This is a genomic window from Staphylococcus borealis (genome assembly GCF_001224225.1).
GTDB classification, from domain to species: Bacteria; Bacillota; Bacilli; order Staphylococcales; family Staphylococcaceae; genus Staphylococcus; species Staphylococcus borealis.
On sequence record NZ_CUEE01000002.1, the window covers coordinates 196,843 to 216,304 of the forward strand.

General features: G+C 34.0%; 19 protein-coding genes and 1 pseudogene. 17 read left to right on the forward strand and 3 right to left on the reverse strand.

The features are described 5' to 3' along the window. Positions 1 to 53: 53 nt before the first annotated feature. The gene (locus tag AK212_RS03630) at positions 54 to 257 is read right to left on the reverse strand and encodes a TM2 domain-containing protein (RefSeq protein WP_053029220.1); all 204 of its coding nucleotides are present in this window, start codon (positions 255 to 257) and stop codon (positions 54 to 56) included. Between the two features lie 177 nt (positions 258 to 434). Here AK212_RS03630 and AK212_RS03635 point away from each other — a divergent pair, with 177 nt between their 5' ends. The 9 genes from AK212_RS03635 (at position 435) to AK212_RS03675 (ending at position 9,394) form a co-directional block, all read left to right on the forward strand. Continuing rightward, a complete protein-coding gene (locus AK212_RS03635; RefSeq protein ID WP_053029222.1) occupies positions 435 to 923 on the forward strand; it encodes a peptide deformylase in 489 nt (162 codons plus the stop codon). Beyond that, complete coding sequence (gene fmt / locus AK212_RS03640) at positions 916 to 1,848, forward strand: methionyl-tRNA formyltransferase (RefSeq protein ID WP_053029408.1); 933 nt, start codon at positions 916 to 918, stop codon at positions 1,846 to 1,848. The genes AK212_RS03635 and fmt overlap by 8 nt, the downstream gene beginning before the upstream one ends. Beyond that, positions 1,845 to 3,152: a 16S rRNA (cytosine(967)-C(5))-methyltransferase RsmB gene (gene rsmB, locus AK212_RS03645; RefSeq protein WP_053029225.1), complete on the forward strand. Its 1,308-nt coding sequence runs from the start codon at positions 1,845 to 1,847 to the stop codon at positions 3,150 to 3,152. The genes fmt and rsmB overlap by 4 nt, the downstream gene beginning before the upstream one ends. 1 nt (position 3,153) lies before the next feature. Beyond that, the gene (gene rlmN, locus AK212_RS03650; RefSeq protein ID WP_053029227.1) at positions 3,154 to 4,248 is read left to right on the forward strand and encodes a dual-specificity RNA methyltransferase RlmN; all 1,095 of its coding nucleotides are present in this window, start codon (positions 3,154 to 3,156) and stop codon (positions 4,246 to 4,248) included. A 5-nt stretch (positions 4,249 to 4,253) separates the two neighbouring features. Beyond that, entirely contained in the window at positions 4,254 to 4,997 is a 744-nt protein-coding gene (locus AK212_RS03655; RefSeq protein ID WP_053029229.1) for a Stp1/IreP family PP2C-type Ser/Thr phosphatase, read from the forward strand. Next, positions 4,994 to 7,021: a Stk1 family PASTA domain-containing Ser/Thr kinase gene (pknB, locus tag AK212_RS03660; RefSeq protein WP_053029231.1), complete on the forward strand. Its 2,028-nt coding sequence runs from the start codon at positions 4,994 to 4,996 to the stop codon at positions 7,019 to 7,021. The genes AK212_RS03655 and pknB overlap by 4 nt, the downstream gene beginning before the upstream one ends. 204 nt (positions 7,022 to 7,225) lie before the next feature. Beyond that, positions 7,226 to 8,101, forward strand: a complete 876-nt coding sequence (gene rsgA / locus AK212_RS03665; protein ID WP_053029233.1) for a ribosome small subunit-dependent GTPase A — start codon at positions 7,226 to 7,228, stop codon at positions 8,099 to 8,101. Further along, the gene (gene rpe, locus AK212_RS03670; RefSeq protein ID WP_053029235.1) at positions 8,101 to 8,745 is read left to right on the forward strand and encodes a ribulose-phosphate 3-epimerase; all 645 of its coding nucleotides are present in this window, start codon (positions 8,101 to 8,103) and stop codon (positions 8,743 to 8,745) included. Before rsgA ends, rpe begins: the two co-directional genes overlap by 1 nt. Before the next feature lie 7 nt (positions 8,746 to 8,752). Further along, complete coding sequence (locus AK212_RS03675; protein ID WP_053029237.1) at positions 8,753 to 9,394, forward strand: thiamine diphosphokinase; 642 nt, start codon at positions 8,753 to 8,755, stop codon at positions 9,392 to 9,394. Positions 9,395 to 9,455: 61 nt separating this feature from the next. Here the strand turns inward: AK212_RS03675 and rpmB are convergent, their stop codons facing one another. Further along, positions 9,456 to 9,644, reverse strand: a complete 189-nt coding sequence (gene rpmB, locus AK212_RS03680; protein ID WP_011275976.1) for a 50S ribosomal protein L28 — start codon at positions 9,642 to 9,644, stop codon at positions 9,456 to 9,458. Between the two features lie 282 nt (positions 9,645 to 9,926). On the opposite strand from rpmB, the gene AK212_RS03685 reads away from it, so the two are divergent. Further along, the gene (locus AK212_RS03685; RefSeq protein WP_011275975.1) at positions 9,927 to 10,295 is read left to right on the forward strand and encodes an Asp23/Gls24 family envelope stress response protein; all 369 of its coding nucleotides are present in this window, start codon (positions 9,927 to 9,929) and stop codon (positions 10,293 to 10,295) included. 20 nt (positions 10,296 to 10,315) lie between these two features. Further along, entirely contained in the window at positions 10,316 to 11,974 is a 1,659-nt protein-coding gene (gene fakA / locus AK212_RS03690) for a fatty acid kinase catalytic subunit FakA (RefSeq protein WP_053029239.1), read from the forward strand. 331 nt (positions 11,975 to 12,305) lie between these two features. On the opposite strand, the pseudogene AK212_RS12915 reads toward fakA, so the two are convergent. Further along, positions 12,306 to 12,728: pseudogene (locus tag AK212_RS12915) on the reverse strand (transposase); the annotation flags it as partial. A gap of 119 nt (positions 12,729 to 12,847) precedes the next feature. Here AK212_RS12915 and AK212_RS13775 point away from each other — a divergent pair. From AK212_RS13775 to fabG, 6 genes are all read left to right on the forward strand, one after another. Next, positions 12,848 to 13,663 (forward strand): thermonuclease family protein, encoded by an 816-nt coding sequence (locus AK212_RS13775; protein ID WP_053029241.1) that lies wholly within the window; start codon positions 12,848 to 12,850, stop codon positions 13,661 to 13,663. A gap of 244 nt (positions 13,664 to 13,907) precedes the next feature. After that, a complete protein-coding gene (gene recG, locus AK212_RS03700) occupies positions 13,908 to 15,959 on the forward strand; it encodes an ATP-dependent DNA helicase RecG (protein WP_053029243.1) in 2,052 nt (683 codons plus the stop codon). Between the two features lie 135 nt (positions 15,960 to 16,094). Then, positions 16,095 to 16,655, forward strand: a complete 561-nt coding sequence (gene fapR, locus AK212_RS03705; RefSeq protein ID WP_053029245.1) for a transcription factor FapR — start codon at positions 16,095 to 16,097, stop codon at positions 16,653 to 16,655. A 1-nt stretch (position 16,656) separates the two neighbouring features. Further along, entirely contained in the window at positions 16,657 to 17,643 is a 987-nt protein-coding gene (gene plsX, locus AK212_RS03710) for a phosphate acyltransferase PlsX (RefSeq protein WP_053029247.1), read from the forward strand. Then, positions 17,636 to 18,565, forward strand: a complete 930-nt coding sequence (fabD, locus tag AK212_RS03715; protein ID WP_053029249.1) for an ACP S-malonyltransferase — start codon at positions 17,636 to 17,638, stop codon at positions 18,563 to 18,565. Before plsX ends, fabD begins: the two co-directional genes overlap by 8 nt. Then, positions 18,555 to 19,292: a 3-oxoacyl-[acyl-carrier-protein] reductase gene (gene fabG / locus AK212_RS03720; protein WP_053029252.1), complete on the forward strand. Its 738-nt coding sequence runs from the start codon at positions 18,555 to 18,557 to the stop codon at positions 19,290 to 19,292. The genes fabD and fabG overlap by 11 nt, the downstream gene beginning before the upstream one ends. Positions 19,293 to 19,462: the final 170 nt, after the last annotated feature.

The window sequence follows — 19,462 nt, forward strand, 5'->3', positions numbered from 1 at the left end:
ATTAGGTTTAAAGACCTAACTTACGTAACTCTTTCTTTCGTAAATATTAGTTTTTACATGACAACATTACCGTTTTCATCTGCTGGTCTAAATAGTGTAAGAATAGCACTAATGATTGCAATGATATGTGGAATACCTGTCCAACAGAATAATAAGTGTAAAAGACCAGACATTGTTTTACCGGCATAGAATTTATGAACACCGAAACCACCTAAAAATATAGCTAAAACAATATAAATAATTTTATTTACTTCCATGTTGGCACCTCCTTTAATTGTGCAAGTGATGATAAGTTAAGTTACTTTTATTTTAATAGACTGAAAAATAAAAGCAATTAATAGTAGCTAGAATGGATAAATTTCAGACTAAGGTCGCAATTCAAAGTGAATTAAGTTATAATTGTATGATGAATTTTTTCAGGAGGAGCAAAATAAATGGCGATACAAAAATTAGTCCAGTCAACGCATCCTGTATTAACGAAACAAGCGGAACGCATAACAACATTTGATGCTACATTAAAAGATTTATTATTAGATATAGAAGATACATTATATGCTAATGAGGCATCAGCGCTTTGCGCACCTCAAATTGGTATTAGTAAGCAAGTAGCTATCATTGATATGGAACTTGAAGGATTGCTACAACTAATCAATCCTATAATTAAAACGGAGTCTAAAGATAAAGTCACAGACCTTGAAGGTTCAGTAAACACACCAGGTATCTACGGGGAAGTCGAACGAAGTAAAATGATAACTGTAGAAGCCAATGATTTAGAAGGTAATACGATAGAATTAACCGCTTATGATGATATAGCGAGAATGATTTTACACATCGTTGACCAATTAAACGGTATATCATTTACTAAGCGTGCACAGCATTTATTAACTGATGAAGAAGTGGAGGCGTATTTTGAAAATGACTAAAGTGATATTTATGGGAACACCTGATTTTTCAACTAAGGTATTGGAAATGTTAATAGAAGAACACGACGTTATCGCAGTCGTAACGCAACCTGATAGACCAGTGGGACGTAAACGTGTATTAACACCACCACCTGTTAAACGAGTGGCTGAAGAACACAATTTACCTGTTCATCAACCAGAAAAATTAGCGCAATCTGACGAATTGGCACAACTGTTACAATTAGAACCTGATTTAATTGTTACTGCTGCATTTGGTCAATTATTGCCTGAGACATTACTACAATTACCTAAATTAGGTGCAATTAATGTCCATGCATCATTGTTACCTAAATACCGTGGTGGTGCGCCCATACATCAAGCAATTATTGATGGTGAGGCACAAACTGGTATAACAATTATGTATATGGTTAAAAAGTTAGATGCTGGCAATATTATTTCACAAAAAGCAATTGATATAGAAGATGATGATAATGTAGGTACGATGCATGATAAGCTTAGTATATTAGGCGCAGATCTATTGAAAGAAACATTACCAGCAATTATCGATGGTACAAATGATAGTACGCCTCAAGATGATACGCAAGCCACATTCGCTTCAAATATTAGTAGAGAAGATGAACGTATTGATTGGACGATGACCGCTGAAGATATTCATAATCATATACGTGGATTATCACCATGGCCTGTCGGCTATACTACGATGGATGATACAAACTTGAAATTGTATGCTGCACATATCGTGCATAACAAAAAAGGGCAACCAGGGGAGATTGTCGAAACGACTAAAAAAGCGATTATAGTTGCTACAGGCTCTGATGATGCAATTGCCTTAACTGATATTCAATTAGCTGGTAAAAAACGTATGCTAGCAGCAAATTATTTAAGCGGTGTTCAAGAATCGCTAGTTGGGAAATTATTAAAATGACACAAACAGTAAGAGAATTAGCATTTCAAACAATTCAAGAAATCTTTAATGATTATGCTTACAGTAACTTAAGAATCAATGAGGTACTTTCTACCGGGGACGTATCTAGTATTGATAAACCTTTGTACACTGAACTCGTGTATGGAACTGTAAAACGGAAAATGACGCTAGATTTTTATCTTAGACCTTTTGTAAAAACGAAAATTAAAAGTTGGGTCAGACAATTATTATGGATGAGTTTGTATCAGTATATTTATTTAGATAAAGTTCCTAATCACGCCATTATAAATGAGGCAGTTAATATTGCGAAACGTCGTGGTGGTCCTCATAATGGTAATGTTGTTAACGCTATATTGAGAACGATCTTTAGAAGTGAATTGCCAAGCCTAGATTCAATTAAAAATGATAAACAACGTATGGCCATTGAGTATAGTATTCCAAAGTGGATTATTGAACATTGGATTACGCATTATGGTGTTGAGACCACACGTGAAATAGCATCTTCATTTATGGAACAAACTGCAAGTACTGTGCGTGTTAACACAAGTAAAAATAAAGTTGAAGATGTCGTAGCAGGGTTACAAGCGGAGGGATATGACGTTGAAGTGGATGAACTGATTCCTTATTGTTTACATTTAAAAGGACGTCCAATAATTGAATCCGACAATTTTAAAAATGGAAATATTTCAATTCAAGATAAGAGTTCAATGTTTGTAGGATATTTAATGGGTGTCGAAGACAATGACGTTATTTTGGATGCATGTAGTGCACCAGGTGGCAAAGCGTGTCATATTGCAGAATTATTAGCATCAAGTGGTCATGTAGATGCGACAGATATTCATAAGCATAAAATTGGTTTAATTAAAGAAAATATTGGAAAATTACAACTTAAGAACATTAAAGCATTTGATCATGATGCAACAAAACCATATAAAGATGTATATGACAAAATACTTGTTGATGCACCATGTAGTGGTTTAGGCGTATTACGACATAAGCCAGAAATTAAATATGTTCAAACAAAGCAAGATATTCAAGACTTGGTTGAATTACAGTTACAGATATTAGACAATGTTAAAGAAAACTTGAAACCTGGTGGAACTCTAGTCTATTCAACGTGTACGATTGAACAACTCGAAAATGAAAATGTGATTTATACCTTCTTAAAAAATAATAAAGACTTTGAATTTGAATTAATGACACATCCTGTTAGCGGTGAACAAGTAAAAACAATACAGATTTTACCCCAAGATTTTAATTCAGATGGCTTTTTCATCACAAAAATAAAAAGAAAGGAAAGTTAAGATGATAACTACTGAAAAAAAGAAGAAAAATAAATTCTTGCCTGACTTTGATAAACAGTCGATTTATTCACTTAGATATGATGAAATGCAAGAATGGTTAGTAGACCATGGCCAACAAAAATTTAGAGCTAAGCAAATATTTGAATGGCTATATCAAAAACGTGTAGATAGTATTGATGAAATGACGAATTTATCCAAAGATCTTCGTCAAGTGCTAAAAGATAACTTTGCTATGACCACTTTAACGACTGTTGTAAAACAAGAAAGTAAAGATGGGACCATAAAATTCCTATTTGAATTACAAGATGGTTATACAATTGAAACCGTATTAATGCGCCATGACTATGGTAATTCAGTTTGCGTAACGACTCAGGTTGGATGTCGTATCGGTTGTACGTTCTGTGCTTCTACATTAGGTGGCTTAAAACGTAACTTAGAAGCAGGAGAAATTGTTTCACAAGTTTTAACAGTTCAAAAAGCATTAGATGCGACAGATGAACGTGTATCTCAAATTGTAATTATGGGAATTGGTGAACCTTTTGAGAATTATGATGAAATGATGGATTTCTTACGTATCGTTAATGATGACAATAGTTTAAATATCGGTGCACGTCATATAACAGTGTCAACATCAGGTATTATTCCACGTATTTATGATTTTGCTGAAGAAGATATTCAAATTAACTTTGCCGTAAGTTTGCATGCAGCCAAAGATGACATTCGTTCTAAATTAATGCCAATTAACAGAGCTTACCACGTAGATAAATTAATGGAAGCAATTCAATATTATCAAGAAAAAACAAATCGTCGTGTGACATTTGAATATGGATTATTTGGTGGCGTCAATGACCAATTAGAGCATGCACGTGATTTAGCGCATCTTATTAAAGATCTAAACTGTCATGTTAACTTAATACCAGTCAACCATGTTCCAGAACGTAATTACGTTAAAACACCTAAAGATGATATTTTCAAATTTGAAAAAGAATTAAAACGATTGGGCATAAATGCTACAATTAGAAGAGAACAAGGATCAGATATTGACGCGGCATGTGGACAATTAAGAGCGAAGGAACGACAAGTAGAAACGAGGTAATCACAATGCTAAACGCACAATTTTTCACAGATACTGGACAACATAGAAATAAAAATGAAGATGCAGGAGGTATTTTTTATAACCAAACTCACCAACAATTATTAGTACTATGCGATGGTATGGGTGGTCATAAAGCGGGGGAAATTGCAAGTCAGTTTGTTACGTATGAGCTTCAAAAACGTTTTGAAGCTGAAAATTTTATTGAGTATGAACAAGCCGAAACTTGGTTGCGTTTCAATTTAAAAGAGATTAATCGTGAGCTATTTGAATACGCTCAAACAAATGAATCGTATAAAGGTATGGGTACAACATGTGTTTGTGCCCTTGTATTCGATAAGCACTTGGTTGTGGCAAATATAGGGGACTCTAGAGCATATCTTATTAATTCTAGAGAAATCGAACAAATTACGTATGATCATTCATTTGTTAACCATTTAGTTATGTCAGGTCAAATTACTGAAGAGGAAGCATTCACACACCCACAACGTAATATTATTACTAAAGTGATGGGAACAGATAAACGTGTAAGTCCAGATATATTTACGAAACGATTTAATTATTATGACTTTTTAATGTTGAATTCTGATGGTTTAACAGATTATGTCAGAAGTGAACGTATTCTTGAAGCGTTTAATACGTCGTTATCATTAGAAGAACATGGTGAACAGCTTATTCAATTAGCACTAAACCATGATTCTAAAGACAATATTAGTGTTTTAATAGCAGCTATTGAAGGTGATCATCTATGATTGGAAAGTTAGTTAGTGAACGATATAAGATAGTGGATAAGCTTGGTGGCGGAGGAATGAGTACCGTTTACTTAGCAGAAGATACCATTTTAAATCGTGAAGTGGCGATTAAAGCAATCTCAATTCCTCAGAATGAAAAAGAAGAAACAATGAAACGTTTCGAGCGAGAAGTCAATAATGCAACGCAACTCTCACATGAAAACATTGTTGAAGTGTATGATGTTCAAGAAGATGAAGAGTGCTTCTTTTTAATTATGGAATATATAGATGGGCCTACTTTATCTGAATACATACATAGTCATGGTCCTTTAAGTATTGATACAGCAATTGACTTTACCAATCAAATTTTAAAAGGTGTGGCGCAAGCGCATGACAAACTTATCATACATAGAGATATTAAACCTCAAAATATCTTAATTGATAAGAACAAGACACTTAAAATTTTCGATTTTGGAATTGCCAAAGCTTTAAGTGAAACATCTATGACGCAAACAAACCACGTGCTCGGTACTGTACAATACCTTTCACCAGAACAAGCTAAAGGTGAAACTACGAATGAAGCGACAGATATTTATTCCATAGGTATTGTACTTTTTGAAATGTTAGTTGGGGAACCACCTTTTAATGGCGAAACAGCTGTTAGTATAGCGATAAAACATATTCAGGATTCCATACCTAATGTAACCGAGTTAAGATCTGATATACCTCAATCCTTAAGTAACGTTGTCCTTAGAGCAACAGAAAAGAAAGCAACGGATCGTTATCAAAGTGTCAATGATATGAAAGAAGACTTAAGTAGTGTACTTGTATCTAGTCGTGCTAATGAAAAAAAGCATTCAATTGAAGAAGATGATACAAATACCGTTGCCATTGATAGACAAGATATCAGAAGTAAAATAAAGGAAGAAAATGAGCAGAAACAAATCGCTCAAACCATGCAAATACCTATTGTCAATGAGCACCATTTCCAAACTAACGAGGCGCAAATTTACGAGCCACCAAAGAAAAAGCGTTCTAAAAAGAAAAAATTTGCCATTGCGTTGATTTTATTGTTATTAGTCGTAAGTTTATTTGGGTTTATTGCGATGGGCATGTTTGGCAGTAAGTATTCAGAAATGCCAGATCTTAAGGGTAAAACTGAAAAAGAAGCAGAAAAAATATTACGTCAATCTCATTTAGAAATTGGCAATATTTCTAGAGACTATAGTGATGACTATCCAGAAAATAAAATCATCGAGACAAAACCGAAACAAGGTGAAAGAGTGAATCAACATGAAAAAGTTGATATCGTGCTTTCAAAAGGACCAGAACGGGCTAAAATGCCGAATGTTATAGGAATGAAAAAAGCTGATGCACTTGATAAATTAAAACAATTTAAACTTGATCATGTAACAGTGAATCAAGAATACAATAATCAAATACCTAAAGGTGCTATCGCCAAACAAAGTGTTAATCCGGATAGTTATGTACGTGTGAATGATCACCAAATCACGTTAACTGAGTCGTTAGGTGTTAAAAAAGTATACGTAAAAAATTATGAACATAAAAATTATAAAACTGCTCAGAAAGAACTTGAAAAAAATGGTCTAAAAGTACAAATAACGACTGAATCAAGTAATAATGAAAAAAAAGATAATATTATTTCACAAAATCCGAAAAATACAGAAATTGATGAAGGAAGTACAGTTCAACTGATTGTTTCGAAAGGAAAAGCAACTTCTAAAGACGAAGATAAAGAAGACGAGAAGTCTAATGATTCTAGTAAAGATAAGGACGACGACGCAAAGAAAGTTAAAAATTACACCGAAACATATCATATCCCATATACGGGTGACGATGAAAGTCAAAAAGTTCAAGTTTATATAAGAGATAAAGACAATAGTGGCACATCTGCGAGTCAAACGTTTAGTATAAAAGGTGATAGAACAATCACGATTCCGCTTAAAATTGAAGAAGGATCTGACGCAGGCTACACCATTAGAGTAGATGGCGATATTATTGCAGATAAAGATATAGATTATTAAAGTTCAACCTTTTAGTGAATGAAAGCAATCAAACATTCACTAAAAGGTTTTTTAAATCTTTATAAAAACTATAAAAATATTATGTAAACTTTAAATGTACTCTGCTTTGATAACTTTGACTTTAAACAAATATGTTCTGGATATAATATTCTCTAAGGTTTTGCTATAATAATGAAATATAAATAATGATTAAGAGGTGTCATTTTGGAAACTGGACGTATTATTAAATTAATTAGTGGTGTATATCAAGTAGATGTAGATGGAACTTTATATGATACTAAACCACGTGGTCTTTTCAGAAAAAAGAAGTTTTCACCAATTGTAGGGGACATTGTTGATTTTGAAATTCAAAATACCAATGAAGGTTATATTCATCATGTTCACGATCGTCATAATGCATTGAAACGACCACCAGTTAGTAATATTGACGGCTTAATCATCGTGATGAGCGCTGTAGAACCAGATTTCTCAACACAATTGTTAGATCGTTTTCTAGTTATTGCGCATTCATATGATTTAGAACCGAGTATACTAGTGACTAAAAAGGATTTAGCGTCTGATGATGACATTAAAAAAATTAATGAATGGTTAAATATTTATGAAACTATTGGCTACAATACTCAATTTGTTGGCAAAGATACGTCTAAACAGGAAGTAGTCGCTTCTTGGCCGAAAGGACTTATTGTACTAAGTGGTCAATCAGGTGTTGGTAAGTCGACATTTATAAACGCTTTTAAACCAGAATTAAATTTAGAAACCAATGATATATCAAAATCCCTTAACCGTGGTAAACATACGACGAGACATGTAGAATTATTCGAAAGGGAATCTGGTTTTATTGCAGATACACCAGGCTTTAGTGCATTAGATTTTGATCATATTGAAAAAGATGAATTGAAACACTATTTTATAGATATTCATCACTATGGCGAGGCATGCAAATTTAGAAACTGTAATCATATTAAAGAACCTCATTGTCATGTTAAGAAACAATTGGAGAGTGGTCATTTAGCACAATTTCGCTATGATCATTACATTCAATTATTTAATGAAATTTCAAATAGAAAGGTAAGATATTAATGAAAAAAATCTATCCATCACTTTTATCCGCTGATTTTTTAAATTTAGAAGATGAAATTAAAGCTTTAGAAAAAGCACAAGTTGATGGTTTACACTTTGATGTGATGGACGGTCAATTTGTACCAAATATATCGATTGGTTTGCCGATTCTTGATTCAATTCGAACTGCTACACAATTACCAATTGATGTTCACTTAATGATTGAGCAACCTGAGCAGTATATTAACACCTTTGCTGAACACGGTGCTGACATGATATCGGTGCACGTCGAGTCTACGCAACATATTCATAGAGCGCTTCAAATGATTAAGAATGCTGATAAAAAAGCAGGCGTTGTCATTAATCCTGGTACACCAGTTGAAGTATTATTACCAGTTCTTGAGATTGTAGATTATGTATTAGTGATGACAGTCAATCCAGGTTTCGGTGGTCAATCATTTATTGAAGCATGCGCATCAAAAGTGAAGTCACTTAGAGATCTAAGACAATCTTTAAATTTAAATTTTGATATTGAAGTTGATGGTGGCATCAATGATGAAACTATCCAATTGTGTGCTGATAATGGGGCAACTATGTTTGTTACAGGTTCTTATTTCTTTAATCAAAAGGATTATAACAAGGTGACACAATTACTGAAAGGCTGATTTTAATATGCGAATCAATTTATTATGTAGTGACCGACATTTACCTCCACAAGTATTGAGCACTCAAAAGCATGAACATTGGGGTGGCATTGATAGAGGAACACTGATTCTAGTTAACCATGCCATCACACCGACGTTCTCAATTGGAGACTTTGATTCTGTTTCAGAAGAAGAACGTCAACAACTCAAACATCAGTTGAATATTAAGCCCGTCAAAGCTGAAAAAGATGATACGGATTTAGCATTAGGTGTAGAAGAAGCTGTTCATAGAGGTTTTACGCAAATACATATTTATGGTGCAACTGGTGGTAGATTAGATCATTTTATGGGTGTCATGCAAATATTGCAAAAACCAAAGTATATAGAACGAAATATTTCAATTAGTGTGGAAGATGATCAAAATGAAATTAAATTATTGAAACAAGGTACCCATAAAATTCAAAAATCACTTCATTTCCCATATGTATCATTTATTCCAGTTACTGAAAATGTTGTTTTATCATTGAAGGGCTTTAAATATAATTTGAATAAGCAACTTCTAGAAAAAGGATCGACACTTACATTATCTAATGAAGTAAAAGAAGCTGTCGCGGAAATCATTTTACATGACGGACAAGTACTTCAAATGAGAAGTAAGGATGCAAGTTAAAAAAGAACATAAAAAAATGCCTTCACCACATATGAAGGCATTTTTTAGTGCATTATATTTATTAAACTCTAGTAACTTTACCAGATTTTAAAGCACGAGCAGAAACCCAAACTTTTTTAGGTTTTCCGTCAACTAAAATTCTAACTTTTTGAAGGTTAGCATTAAATCTGCGTTTATTCGCATTTAAAGCGTGTGAACGATTATTACCAGTCGATGCTTTACGACCTGTTACGTAACATTGTTTACCCATCAAAGTACCTCCTTTAATAAATATAAATACACTTGACTACTTATATACTTAAATAAGATACCATATATGAATTTTTAAAGCAATGAAATTGAAAGGTATTTCTCTAAAAATGTTTTGAATTTTATAATTTATGGTATAATTGTAAGCTGAGGAGTTATGTAGTACATTTAATTAGGTTATAAAGACTTATTTATGGAAGAATCGGTTAATTTCTACAATGAATTTAATTGTAAATGTTTATAGTTTCGTCATTTTTAAACAAAATTCAGGAGGAATATAAAGATGACAATAGAAATCTCAAATGATTATGGTAAAATCGATATCTCAAATGAAGTCATTGCTTCAGTAGTAGGCAGTAAAGCTGTTGAAAGTTATGGTATTGTTGGTATGGCATCTAGACAACAAGTGCGAGATGGTATTGCCGAAATTTTAGGACATGAAAATTATGCTAGAGGCATTGAAGTCAAAGAAAACAATGGTGTCATTGATATAGATATGTATATTATCGTTAGCTACGGTGTTAAAATCTCAGAGGTAGCTAATAATGTACAATCATCAGTAAAATACACACTAGAAAACTCACTCAATGTAAAAGTGAATTCAATTAATATATTTGTACAAGGTGTAAGACTTAATAATAAGGGCAAGTAGGTATAGGAGGACTTAGCAGGATGATTAGCAAAATTAATGGTAAATTATTTGCCGATATGATAATACAAGGGGCACAAAATTTATCTAATAATGCAGATTTAGTAGATTCTTTAAATGTATACCCTGTGCCAGATGGTGATACAGGTACTAATATGAATCTTACAATTACTTCTGGACGTGAGGAAGTTGAAAATAATTTATCTCAAAGTATTGGTGAATTAGGGAAGACATTCTCTAAAGGATTACTTATGGGTGCTCGAGGTAACTCAGGTGTAATTCTTTCTCAATTATTTAGAGGATTCTGTAAAAATATTGAAACTGAAAATGAAATTAATGCACAACAACTTGCTAATAGTTTCCAAGCAGGTGTTGACACTGCTTATAAAGCTGTAATGAAACCAGTCGAAGGGACAATCTTAACTGTTGCTAAAGATGCAGCCAAGGCAGCGGTTAATAAAGCTGAAGAAACAGATGATTGTGTTGAAGTTATGGAATATACAATTGCAGAAGCTGAAAAGTCATTAAATAATACACCCAATTTACTTGCTGTATTAAAAGAAGTTGGCGTAGTTGATAGTGGTGGTAAAGGGCTATTATGTGTTTATGAAGGTTTCTTAAAAGGTTTAACAGGCCAAACGATTGAAGTGAAAAAAGAAAAATTAAACACAGAAGAGTTAGTGCATGAAGAGCATGACTTCCATGGCGTAATTAACACTGAAGACATTAAGTATGGCTATTGTACTGAAATGATGGTACGTTTTGGAAAAGATAAAAGAGAATTTGATGAGCAAACATTTAGAACAGATATGAGTCATTTTGGTGATTCATTACTCGTTATTAATGACGATGAAATTGTAAAAGTCCATGTACATACTGAAACACCAGGTGATGTGTTTAACTATGGTCAAGAGTATGGTGAGCTTATTAAATTAAAAGTTGAAAATATGCGTGAACAACATCGTGAAGTCATTAGAAAAGAAAAGCAAAATCATCAATCAGACCAACAAGAAGAATCAAAAACAGTTGAAACAGCAATTATTGCTATTTCTATGGGTGATGGCATTTCAGAATTATTTACATCTATGGGTGCGACACATATTATAAGCGGTGGACAAACAATGAATCCATCTACTGAAGACATTGTAAAGGTCATTGAACAATCTCAATGTAAACGTGCCATTATTTTACCAAATAATAAAAATATAAGAATGTCGAGTGATCAAGCTGCAACTTTAGTTGAAGCAGATACAGTTGTAATTCCTACAACATCTATTCCACAAGGTATTGCGGCGTTGTTCCAATACGATCCATCATCATCACTTGAAGATAATCAATCTCACATGACAACAGCTTTAGATAGTGTGAAATCTGGATCAGTAACATTTGCTGTTCGTGACACTAAAATTGATGGCGTAGAGATTAAAAAAGGCGAATTCATGGGATTATCTGAAAGTAAAATTGTGACAAGCAACGATGATGAGTTTGCGACAATCACAGGTTTACTTAAAGCGATGCTAAATGAAGATAGTGAAATCTTAACTATTATCGCTGGTGAGGATGCAAATACTGAAACCTCAGATAAATTAGTAGAGTGGGTTGAAAGCGAATATCCAGACGTTGAAGTAGAAGAACATAACGGTGGCCAACCTATCTATCAATATTTATTCTCAGTCGAATAAATATCAATTGAAAAGCTATGAAGGGTCCTGGACATAAAGTTCCTGGATGAGTAAATTAAGGCAATTTCTATTGAAATAATATAGAAATTGCCTTTTTTATATTTTTTGATTATTTTTAGCTCATTGAGTTGTTACTTTCCTTATATTAAGAGGCTGGGACAAAAATAATATAATGAAGCTATTTTGCAACTTCGCAGTAGCTGACTGAACTGAGAAGGCGCTTTAATCAAGCTTTTCTCAGTTCTAGTCATCCTTGCGGGCGGGGCCCCAACAAAGAGAATTTCATCAAGAAATTCTACAAGCAAAGCAAGCTGGGAGAGGGACGACGAATTTAAAAGAATTCTGTTCCACTCCCTTTTTTTATATTTTTTTGATTATTTTCAGCTCGTTGAGTTGTTACTTTTATTATATTAAGCGTTATTCATATAAAACCAAGTTCTCTTTTGACTTTATTTATCCCTTGGACAGACATCTGAGTGAAACTTAAGATCGCCTTCATAAATCCAAAAGTCAGCACCACATCAATTTTGCTTTGACTGTAGATGATTATCGTTTCTAGTTCTGAAAGCTTTTTGTTAATTTGGGATTTAAAATACTCCCAGTTTTAATTCTTCATTATTTTTATTTGTTTTTGAATTGAAGTTTATACATTGATTCTTCAGCGGACATTCTGAACAAACATCACATTCATATAATTTGAAGTCCCATTTAAAACTTACTTATCATAGCGATAGATATACCGTTTAAAACATAAAATAGTGCATATCTACATGTGTTTAATGATTACAAAAAATATAAATATTAAAATTTTAATAGTATTTTTAATGTGTATTAGTATAAAATATATGTATATTAAACAATAGGAGTATGCACATGGGAAATATACTTTTAGTAGTTATTGGTCTTAGTATCATATGTTTTATATTAATGCTTTTTAAAAAGAAAACAATTGCTGTTACAGCTTTGGCGGTTTTAATCACAACATCATCTACACTTATAGCATTGCCACTCAATAGAGTTAATGCACAAAGTAGTGCACTTACTAAAGAGAAAGTTAAATTTGTTAAAGGTATTGATGGAGACACTGTTCAATTACTTTATAAAGGGAAGAAATCAACCTTTAGATTATTGTTGATTGATACACCTGAAACTAAGGATCCACGAAAGCCTGTTCAAAAATATGGTCCGGAGGCTAGTCAATTTACAACACGAATGTTGGCTAATGCGCGTACGGTACAAGTTCAATTTGATCGTGGTCAACGAACAGATAAATATGGTCGTTATTTAGCATACGTTTATGCAGATGGTAGAATGGTTAATGAAGCGGTTGTTAGACAAGGATTAGCTAGAGTGACTTATATCTATCCGCCGAACAATACATTTGAACAAATGTTAAAGGTAAGCCAATCCAAAGCACAAGCTGAAAAGCTAAATATATGGTCTACAACAACGTCGAACACGAAAGCTAAGACGGGTCAAACATCATCTACAAAAGCATCTGTAAAATCATCAACTAAACCGAAAACATCAACGTCGTCAACTTCAAAGACAACGAAAAAGCAATCAACAGAAAATTATAAAAATTGCACTTTATTAAGAAAGAAATATCCAAATGGTGTGAAAAAGGGTCATCCTGCTTATCAAACAAAGTTTGACCGCGATAAAGATGGATGGGCATGTGAACGTTAAACATGTATCGTTCAGTGAATTAGAGTGAGGCTTGAACATAAATAATATAATAAAGCTATTTTGCAAATTCGCAGTAGCTGACTGTACTGAGAAGACGCTTAAAGCAAGCTGGGGGTGGGACGATGAATTCAAAAAGAATTCTGTCCCACTCCCGCCTTTTTAAATATCAAAGGTTTAACAATCAATTATTCTGCTTAATCATGATAAAATAAATATTAATATTATAAATACTAGGTGAGAAGTTATGTCTAAAGTCAATTTAATAGAAAGTCCATATCCGCTTCAAAAGATTAAAGGGCTAGGACCAAAACGAATTGCTTTATTGCAAGAACTCAATATTAATACGGTAGAAGACTTGGTGCTTTATTTACCGAGTCGCTATGAAGATAATACAGTTGTAGACTTAAATATGGCTGAAGATCAATCTACAGTGACAGTTGTTGGAGAAGTTTATTCTATGCCGACGGTTGCTTTTTTCGGAAGAAATAAATCGAAGTTAACAGTCCATTTAATGGTGGACAATATCGCAGTTAAATGTGTCTTCTTTAATCAACCATACTTAAAAAAGAAAATTGAACTTCATGGTACGGTAACTGTTAAAGGAAAATGGAATCGTGCGAAACAAGAAATTAACGGAAATCGTATGTTCTTTAATGCACAGTCTCAAGATGCATCTGAAGTTAAATTAGAACCTGTGTATCGTATCAAAGAGGGCATTAAACAAAAGCAAATGCGAGATATGATTTATCAAACGTTAGATGATGTTACGATACATGAATGGTTGACAGATGAATTAAGACAGAAGTATAAATTAGAATCTTTATCTGATACCATACATGCACTGCACCATCCTAAAGATCGCCATGACTTATTACGTGCTAGACGGACGTATGCCTTTACCGAATTATTCATGTTTGAATTACGAATGCAATGGTTGAATCGTCTAGAGAAGACATCGGACGAAGCCATTGAAATCAACTACGACATCCAAAAGGTAAAAGCGTTTATAGAAACATTACCTTTTGAGTTAACGGATGCGCAAAAAAAGAGTGTGAACGAAATCTTTAGAGATTTGAAAGCACCGATTCGCATGCATCGATTATTGCAAGGTGATGTAGGTTCAGGGAAGACAGTTGTTGCTGCTATATGTATGTATGCGTTAAAAACAGCTGGATATCAGTCTGCGCTAATGGTTCCTACTGAAATTCTAGCGGAGCAACACGCAAATAGTTTAACTGAGTTATTTGGAGACTATATGAACGTCGCATTATTAACTGGATCTGTTAAAGGTAAAAAAAGAAAAGTCCTCTTAGAACAATTAGAGAATGGCACCATTGATTGTCTAATAGGTACACATGCGCTTATACAAGATGATGTAGCATTTCAAAATGTAGGACTGGTTATTACCGATGAACAACACCGTTTTGGGGTCAATCAACGTCAACTGTTAAGAGAAAAAGGAGCGATGACGAACGTCCTCTTCATGACAGCGACACCGATTCCTAGAACCCTAGCTATTTCAGTATTTGGTGAAATGGATGTTTCATCTATTAAACAGTTACCCAAAGGGCGTAAACCGATTATTACGAACTGGGCAAAACACGAGCAATACGAACAAGTGCTGTCTCAAATGACAACGGAACTTAAAAAAGGTCGTCAAGCTTATGTGATTTGTCCGCTCATTGAAAGTTCGGAACATTTAGATGATGTACAAAATGTAGTTGAGTTGTACGACTCACTTCAAGCCTATTATGGAGAGGGGAGCGTCGGTTTATTACACGGCAAAATGTCGGCTGAAGAGAAAGATGAAGTTATGACGCGTTTTAGTCAACATGATATAGACATTCTTGTCTCTACAACTGTAGTAGAAGTTGGTGTCAATGTACCGAACGCAACGTTTATGATGATTTATGATGCAGATCGATTTGGACTATCTACTTTACATCAGTTAAGAGGTCGTGTTGGACGAAGCGAACATCAAAGTTATTGCGTACTTATTGCGTCACCTAAGACGGAAACAGGAATAGAACGAATGACTATAATGACGCAAACAACGGATGGTTTTGAGTTGAGTGAACGTGATTTAGAAATGCGTGGACCCGGAGATTTCTTCGGTGTTAAACAAAGTGGTTTACCGGATTTCATGGTAGCGAATATTGTGGAAGATTATCGAATGCTTGAAGTCGCTCGAGATGAAGCGGCAGAGTTGATTCAATCGGGAGAATTCTTTACAGAAGCATATCAACATTTACGTGATTTTATTGATCAGAATTTACTACATATGAGTTTTGATTAGTGTTTAAAGGTAATTATTTTTAAAAAGTAAAATATAGCACTATGATATTTGTTGAGCTTATTAAACGGAAAGTGTTATGATATGTGAGGAATGTTTAAGACTTGGTACTAATTTCGCATTTAAAGGGGGATATATATGAAATTAAAAAAAGCAGAACGTCGTGAGGCGATTCAAAAAGCAATTGAGCAAAACCCCTTTATTACGGATAGTGAATTATGTGAACAGTTTGAAGTAAGTATTCAAACGATACGTTTAGATAGAACAAATCTAAATATTCCAGAACTACGTAAGCGTATTAAAATAGTAGCTGAGCAAAACTATGAACAAATTCGTGCGCTTGAAGCAAATGAAGTGGTTGGAGATTTAATTCAAGTTGAGCCAGACAGAACTGCACAATCACTCATTGAAATCACTGAAGAATCAGTCTTTGCAAAGACACAGATTGCACGAGGTCATGTTTTATTTGCTCAAGCGAATTCGCTTTGTGTCGCTCTAATACATAAATCAACCGTATTAACACAAGAAAGTAATGTCGCTTTTATCGAGAAAGTAAAACTGGATGACACTGTAAGAGCTGAAGCACGCGTTGTTAATAAAACAGCGCAACATTATATTATTGAAGTGAATTCATATGTAAGAGATACAATGGTGTTTAAAGGAACGTTTAAAATGTTTTATATAAGCGAGGATGAATAACATGGTTAAGATTGCTATTGATATGATGGGCGGAGATGACGCGCCTGGTATCGTGTTAGAGGCTGTTGAAAAAGCAGTAAATGATTTTAAAGATTTAGAAATAATTTTATTTGGAGATAAAAACCAATATACACTCAATCATGAACGAATTGAATTTAGACATTGTTCTGAAAAAATAGAGATGGAAGACGAACCAGTGAGAGCGATTAAACGTAAAAAAGATAGCTCAATGGTCAGAATGGCTGAAGCAGTGAAAAATGGCGAAGCGGACGGATGTGTTTCTGCGGGTAATACAGGCGCGCTTATGTCAGCTGGATTGTTTATTGTCGGTCGTATTAAAGGTGTTGCCAGACCAGCCCTTGTAGTAACATTACCAACAATTGATGGTAAAGGTTTTGTATTTTTAGATGTTGGTGCCAATGCTGATGCAAAACCTGAACATTTATTACAGTATGCGCAACTTGGTAATATCTACGCTAAAAAAATTCGAGGCATTCAAAACCCTAAGGTCTCATTATTAAATATCGGTACAGAACCAGCTAAAGGTAATACATTGACTAAAAAAGCATATCAATTACTAAAAGATGATCAAAGCTTTAATTTTGATGGTAACATTGAAGCTAAAACATTAATGGAAGGTAACACTGACGTTGTTGTAACTGATGGCTACACTGGAAATATGGTGCTAAAAAATATCGAAGGTACTGCAAAATCCATTGGTAAAATGTTGAAAGAGACATTTTTAGGAAGTTTAAAAAACAAACTTGCTGCATTAGTGTTAAAAAAGGACTTAGACACATTTACTAAAAAAATGGATTATGCAGAATACGGTGGTTCGGTATTATTAGGTCTGGATGGTACAGTTGTTAAAGCACATGGTGGTTCTAATGCTCGCGCGTTTTATTCTGCAATCCGACAAGCTAAAATTGCCGGTGATGAGAAAATTGTCGAAATTATGAGAGAGACGGTAGGTGAAAAGGATGAGTAAAGTAGCAATTATTTTCCCGGGTCAAGGTGCACAAAAAGTTGGTATGGCTAGCGATTTATATAATGAAGATACAAAAGCAACAGAGATTCTAAACATAGCACAAGAAGCCGTAGACTTCGATTTATTAGAAACAATGTTTACGGATAGTGACAACAAATTAGGCGAAACTGAACATACACAACCAGCTTTATTAACACATAGCATCGCCTTATATCGTGCCTTAAATTCTATTAATGCTGACTATACGATGGGACATAGTCTAGGTGAATACTCTAGTTTAGTCGCTGCAGGCGTATTAAAGTTTGAGGATGCAGTTAAGATTGTTCGTAAACGTGGTCAACTCATGGCTCAAGCTTTTCCAAACGGTGTAGGTAGTATGGCAGCTGTATTAGGTTTAAGCTATGAAGAAGTAGATAAAATTTGCAAAGACTTATCAACATCTGAAGAACTGATTGAACCTGCGAATATTAACTCCCCTGGACAAATTGTAGTGTCAGGTCATAAATCACTCATTGATAAATTAGTTGAAGAAGGTAAATCATTAGGCGCTAAACGTGTCTTGCCTTTAGCAGTTTCTGGCCCATTCCATTCGTCAATGATGCAAGTGATTGAAAAAGACTTCGAGTCGTATATTAATCAATTTGAGTGGCATGATGCAGCATTCCCTATTGTGCAAAATGTGAATGCGCAAGGTGAAACGGACGCAACAACTATTAAGCAAAATATGATTAAGCAGTTATATTCACCAGTTGAATTTATCAATTCTGCAGAATGGTTAATTGAGCAAGGCGTCGATCATTTTATAGAAATTGGTCCAGGCAAAGTGTTATCTGGTTTAATTAAGAAAATCAATCGTGATGTTAAATTAACATCAATTCAAACATTAGAAGATGTGAAAGGTTGGAATAATCATGACGAATAAAAATGCATTAGTAACTGGTGCTTCAAGAGGTATAGGTCGTAGTATTGCATTACAATTAGCTGAAGATGGTTTCAATGTAGCTGTTAACTATGCTGGTAATAAAGAAAAGGCTGAAGCGGTTGTGTCTGAAATTAAAGCAAAAGGCGTTGAAAGTTTTGCAATTCAAGCTAATGTAGCTGAAGGCGACGAAGTTAAAGCGATGATTAAAGAAGTCGTTAGTCAATTTGGTTCATTAGATGTCCTTGTAAATAATGCTGGTATCACACGTGATAATTTGTTAATGCGTATGAAAGAGCATGAATGGGATGATGTAATTAATACAAACTTAAAAGGCACTTTCAATTGTATTCAAAAGGCGACGCCACAAATGCTTCGTCAACGTGGTGGTGCAATTATTAACTTATCAAGTATAGTTGGTGCAATGGGTAATCCAGGTCAAGCAAACTATGTCGCTACGAAAGCAGGTATAGAAGGATTAACTAAATCAAGTGCACGTGAACTTGCATCACGTGGTATTACTGTAAATGCTGTAGCACCAGGATTTATCGTTTCAGATATGACAGACGCACTTAGTGATGAATTAAAAGCACAAATGTTAGAACAAATTCCATTATCTCGATTTGGTCAAGATACAGATATAGCGAATACAGTTGCATTTTTAGCATCTGATAGAGCAAAATACATTACTGGCCAAACCATTCATGTTAATGGTGGTATGTACATGTAATCATCTAAAGTTAGTTAGTTGAAATAAGTTTTATTTCGATAACACTTTGATGAGAAATCGCTTTGTTAAACAAAATACTATTTATAATGAGTATTTAAGAAATGCTTGTATTTTACCCATTAAAATGGGAAAATATAATAGTCTATGGATAGACACTTTCAAAGGAGGTG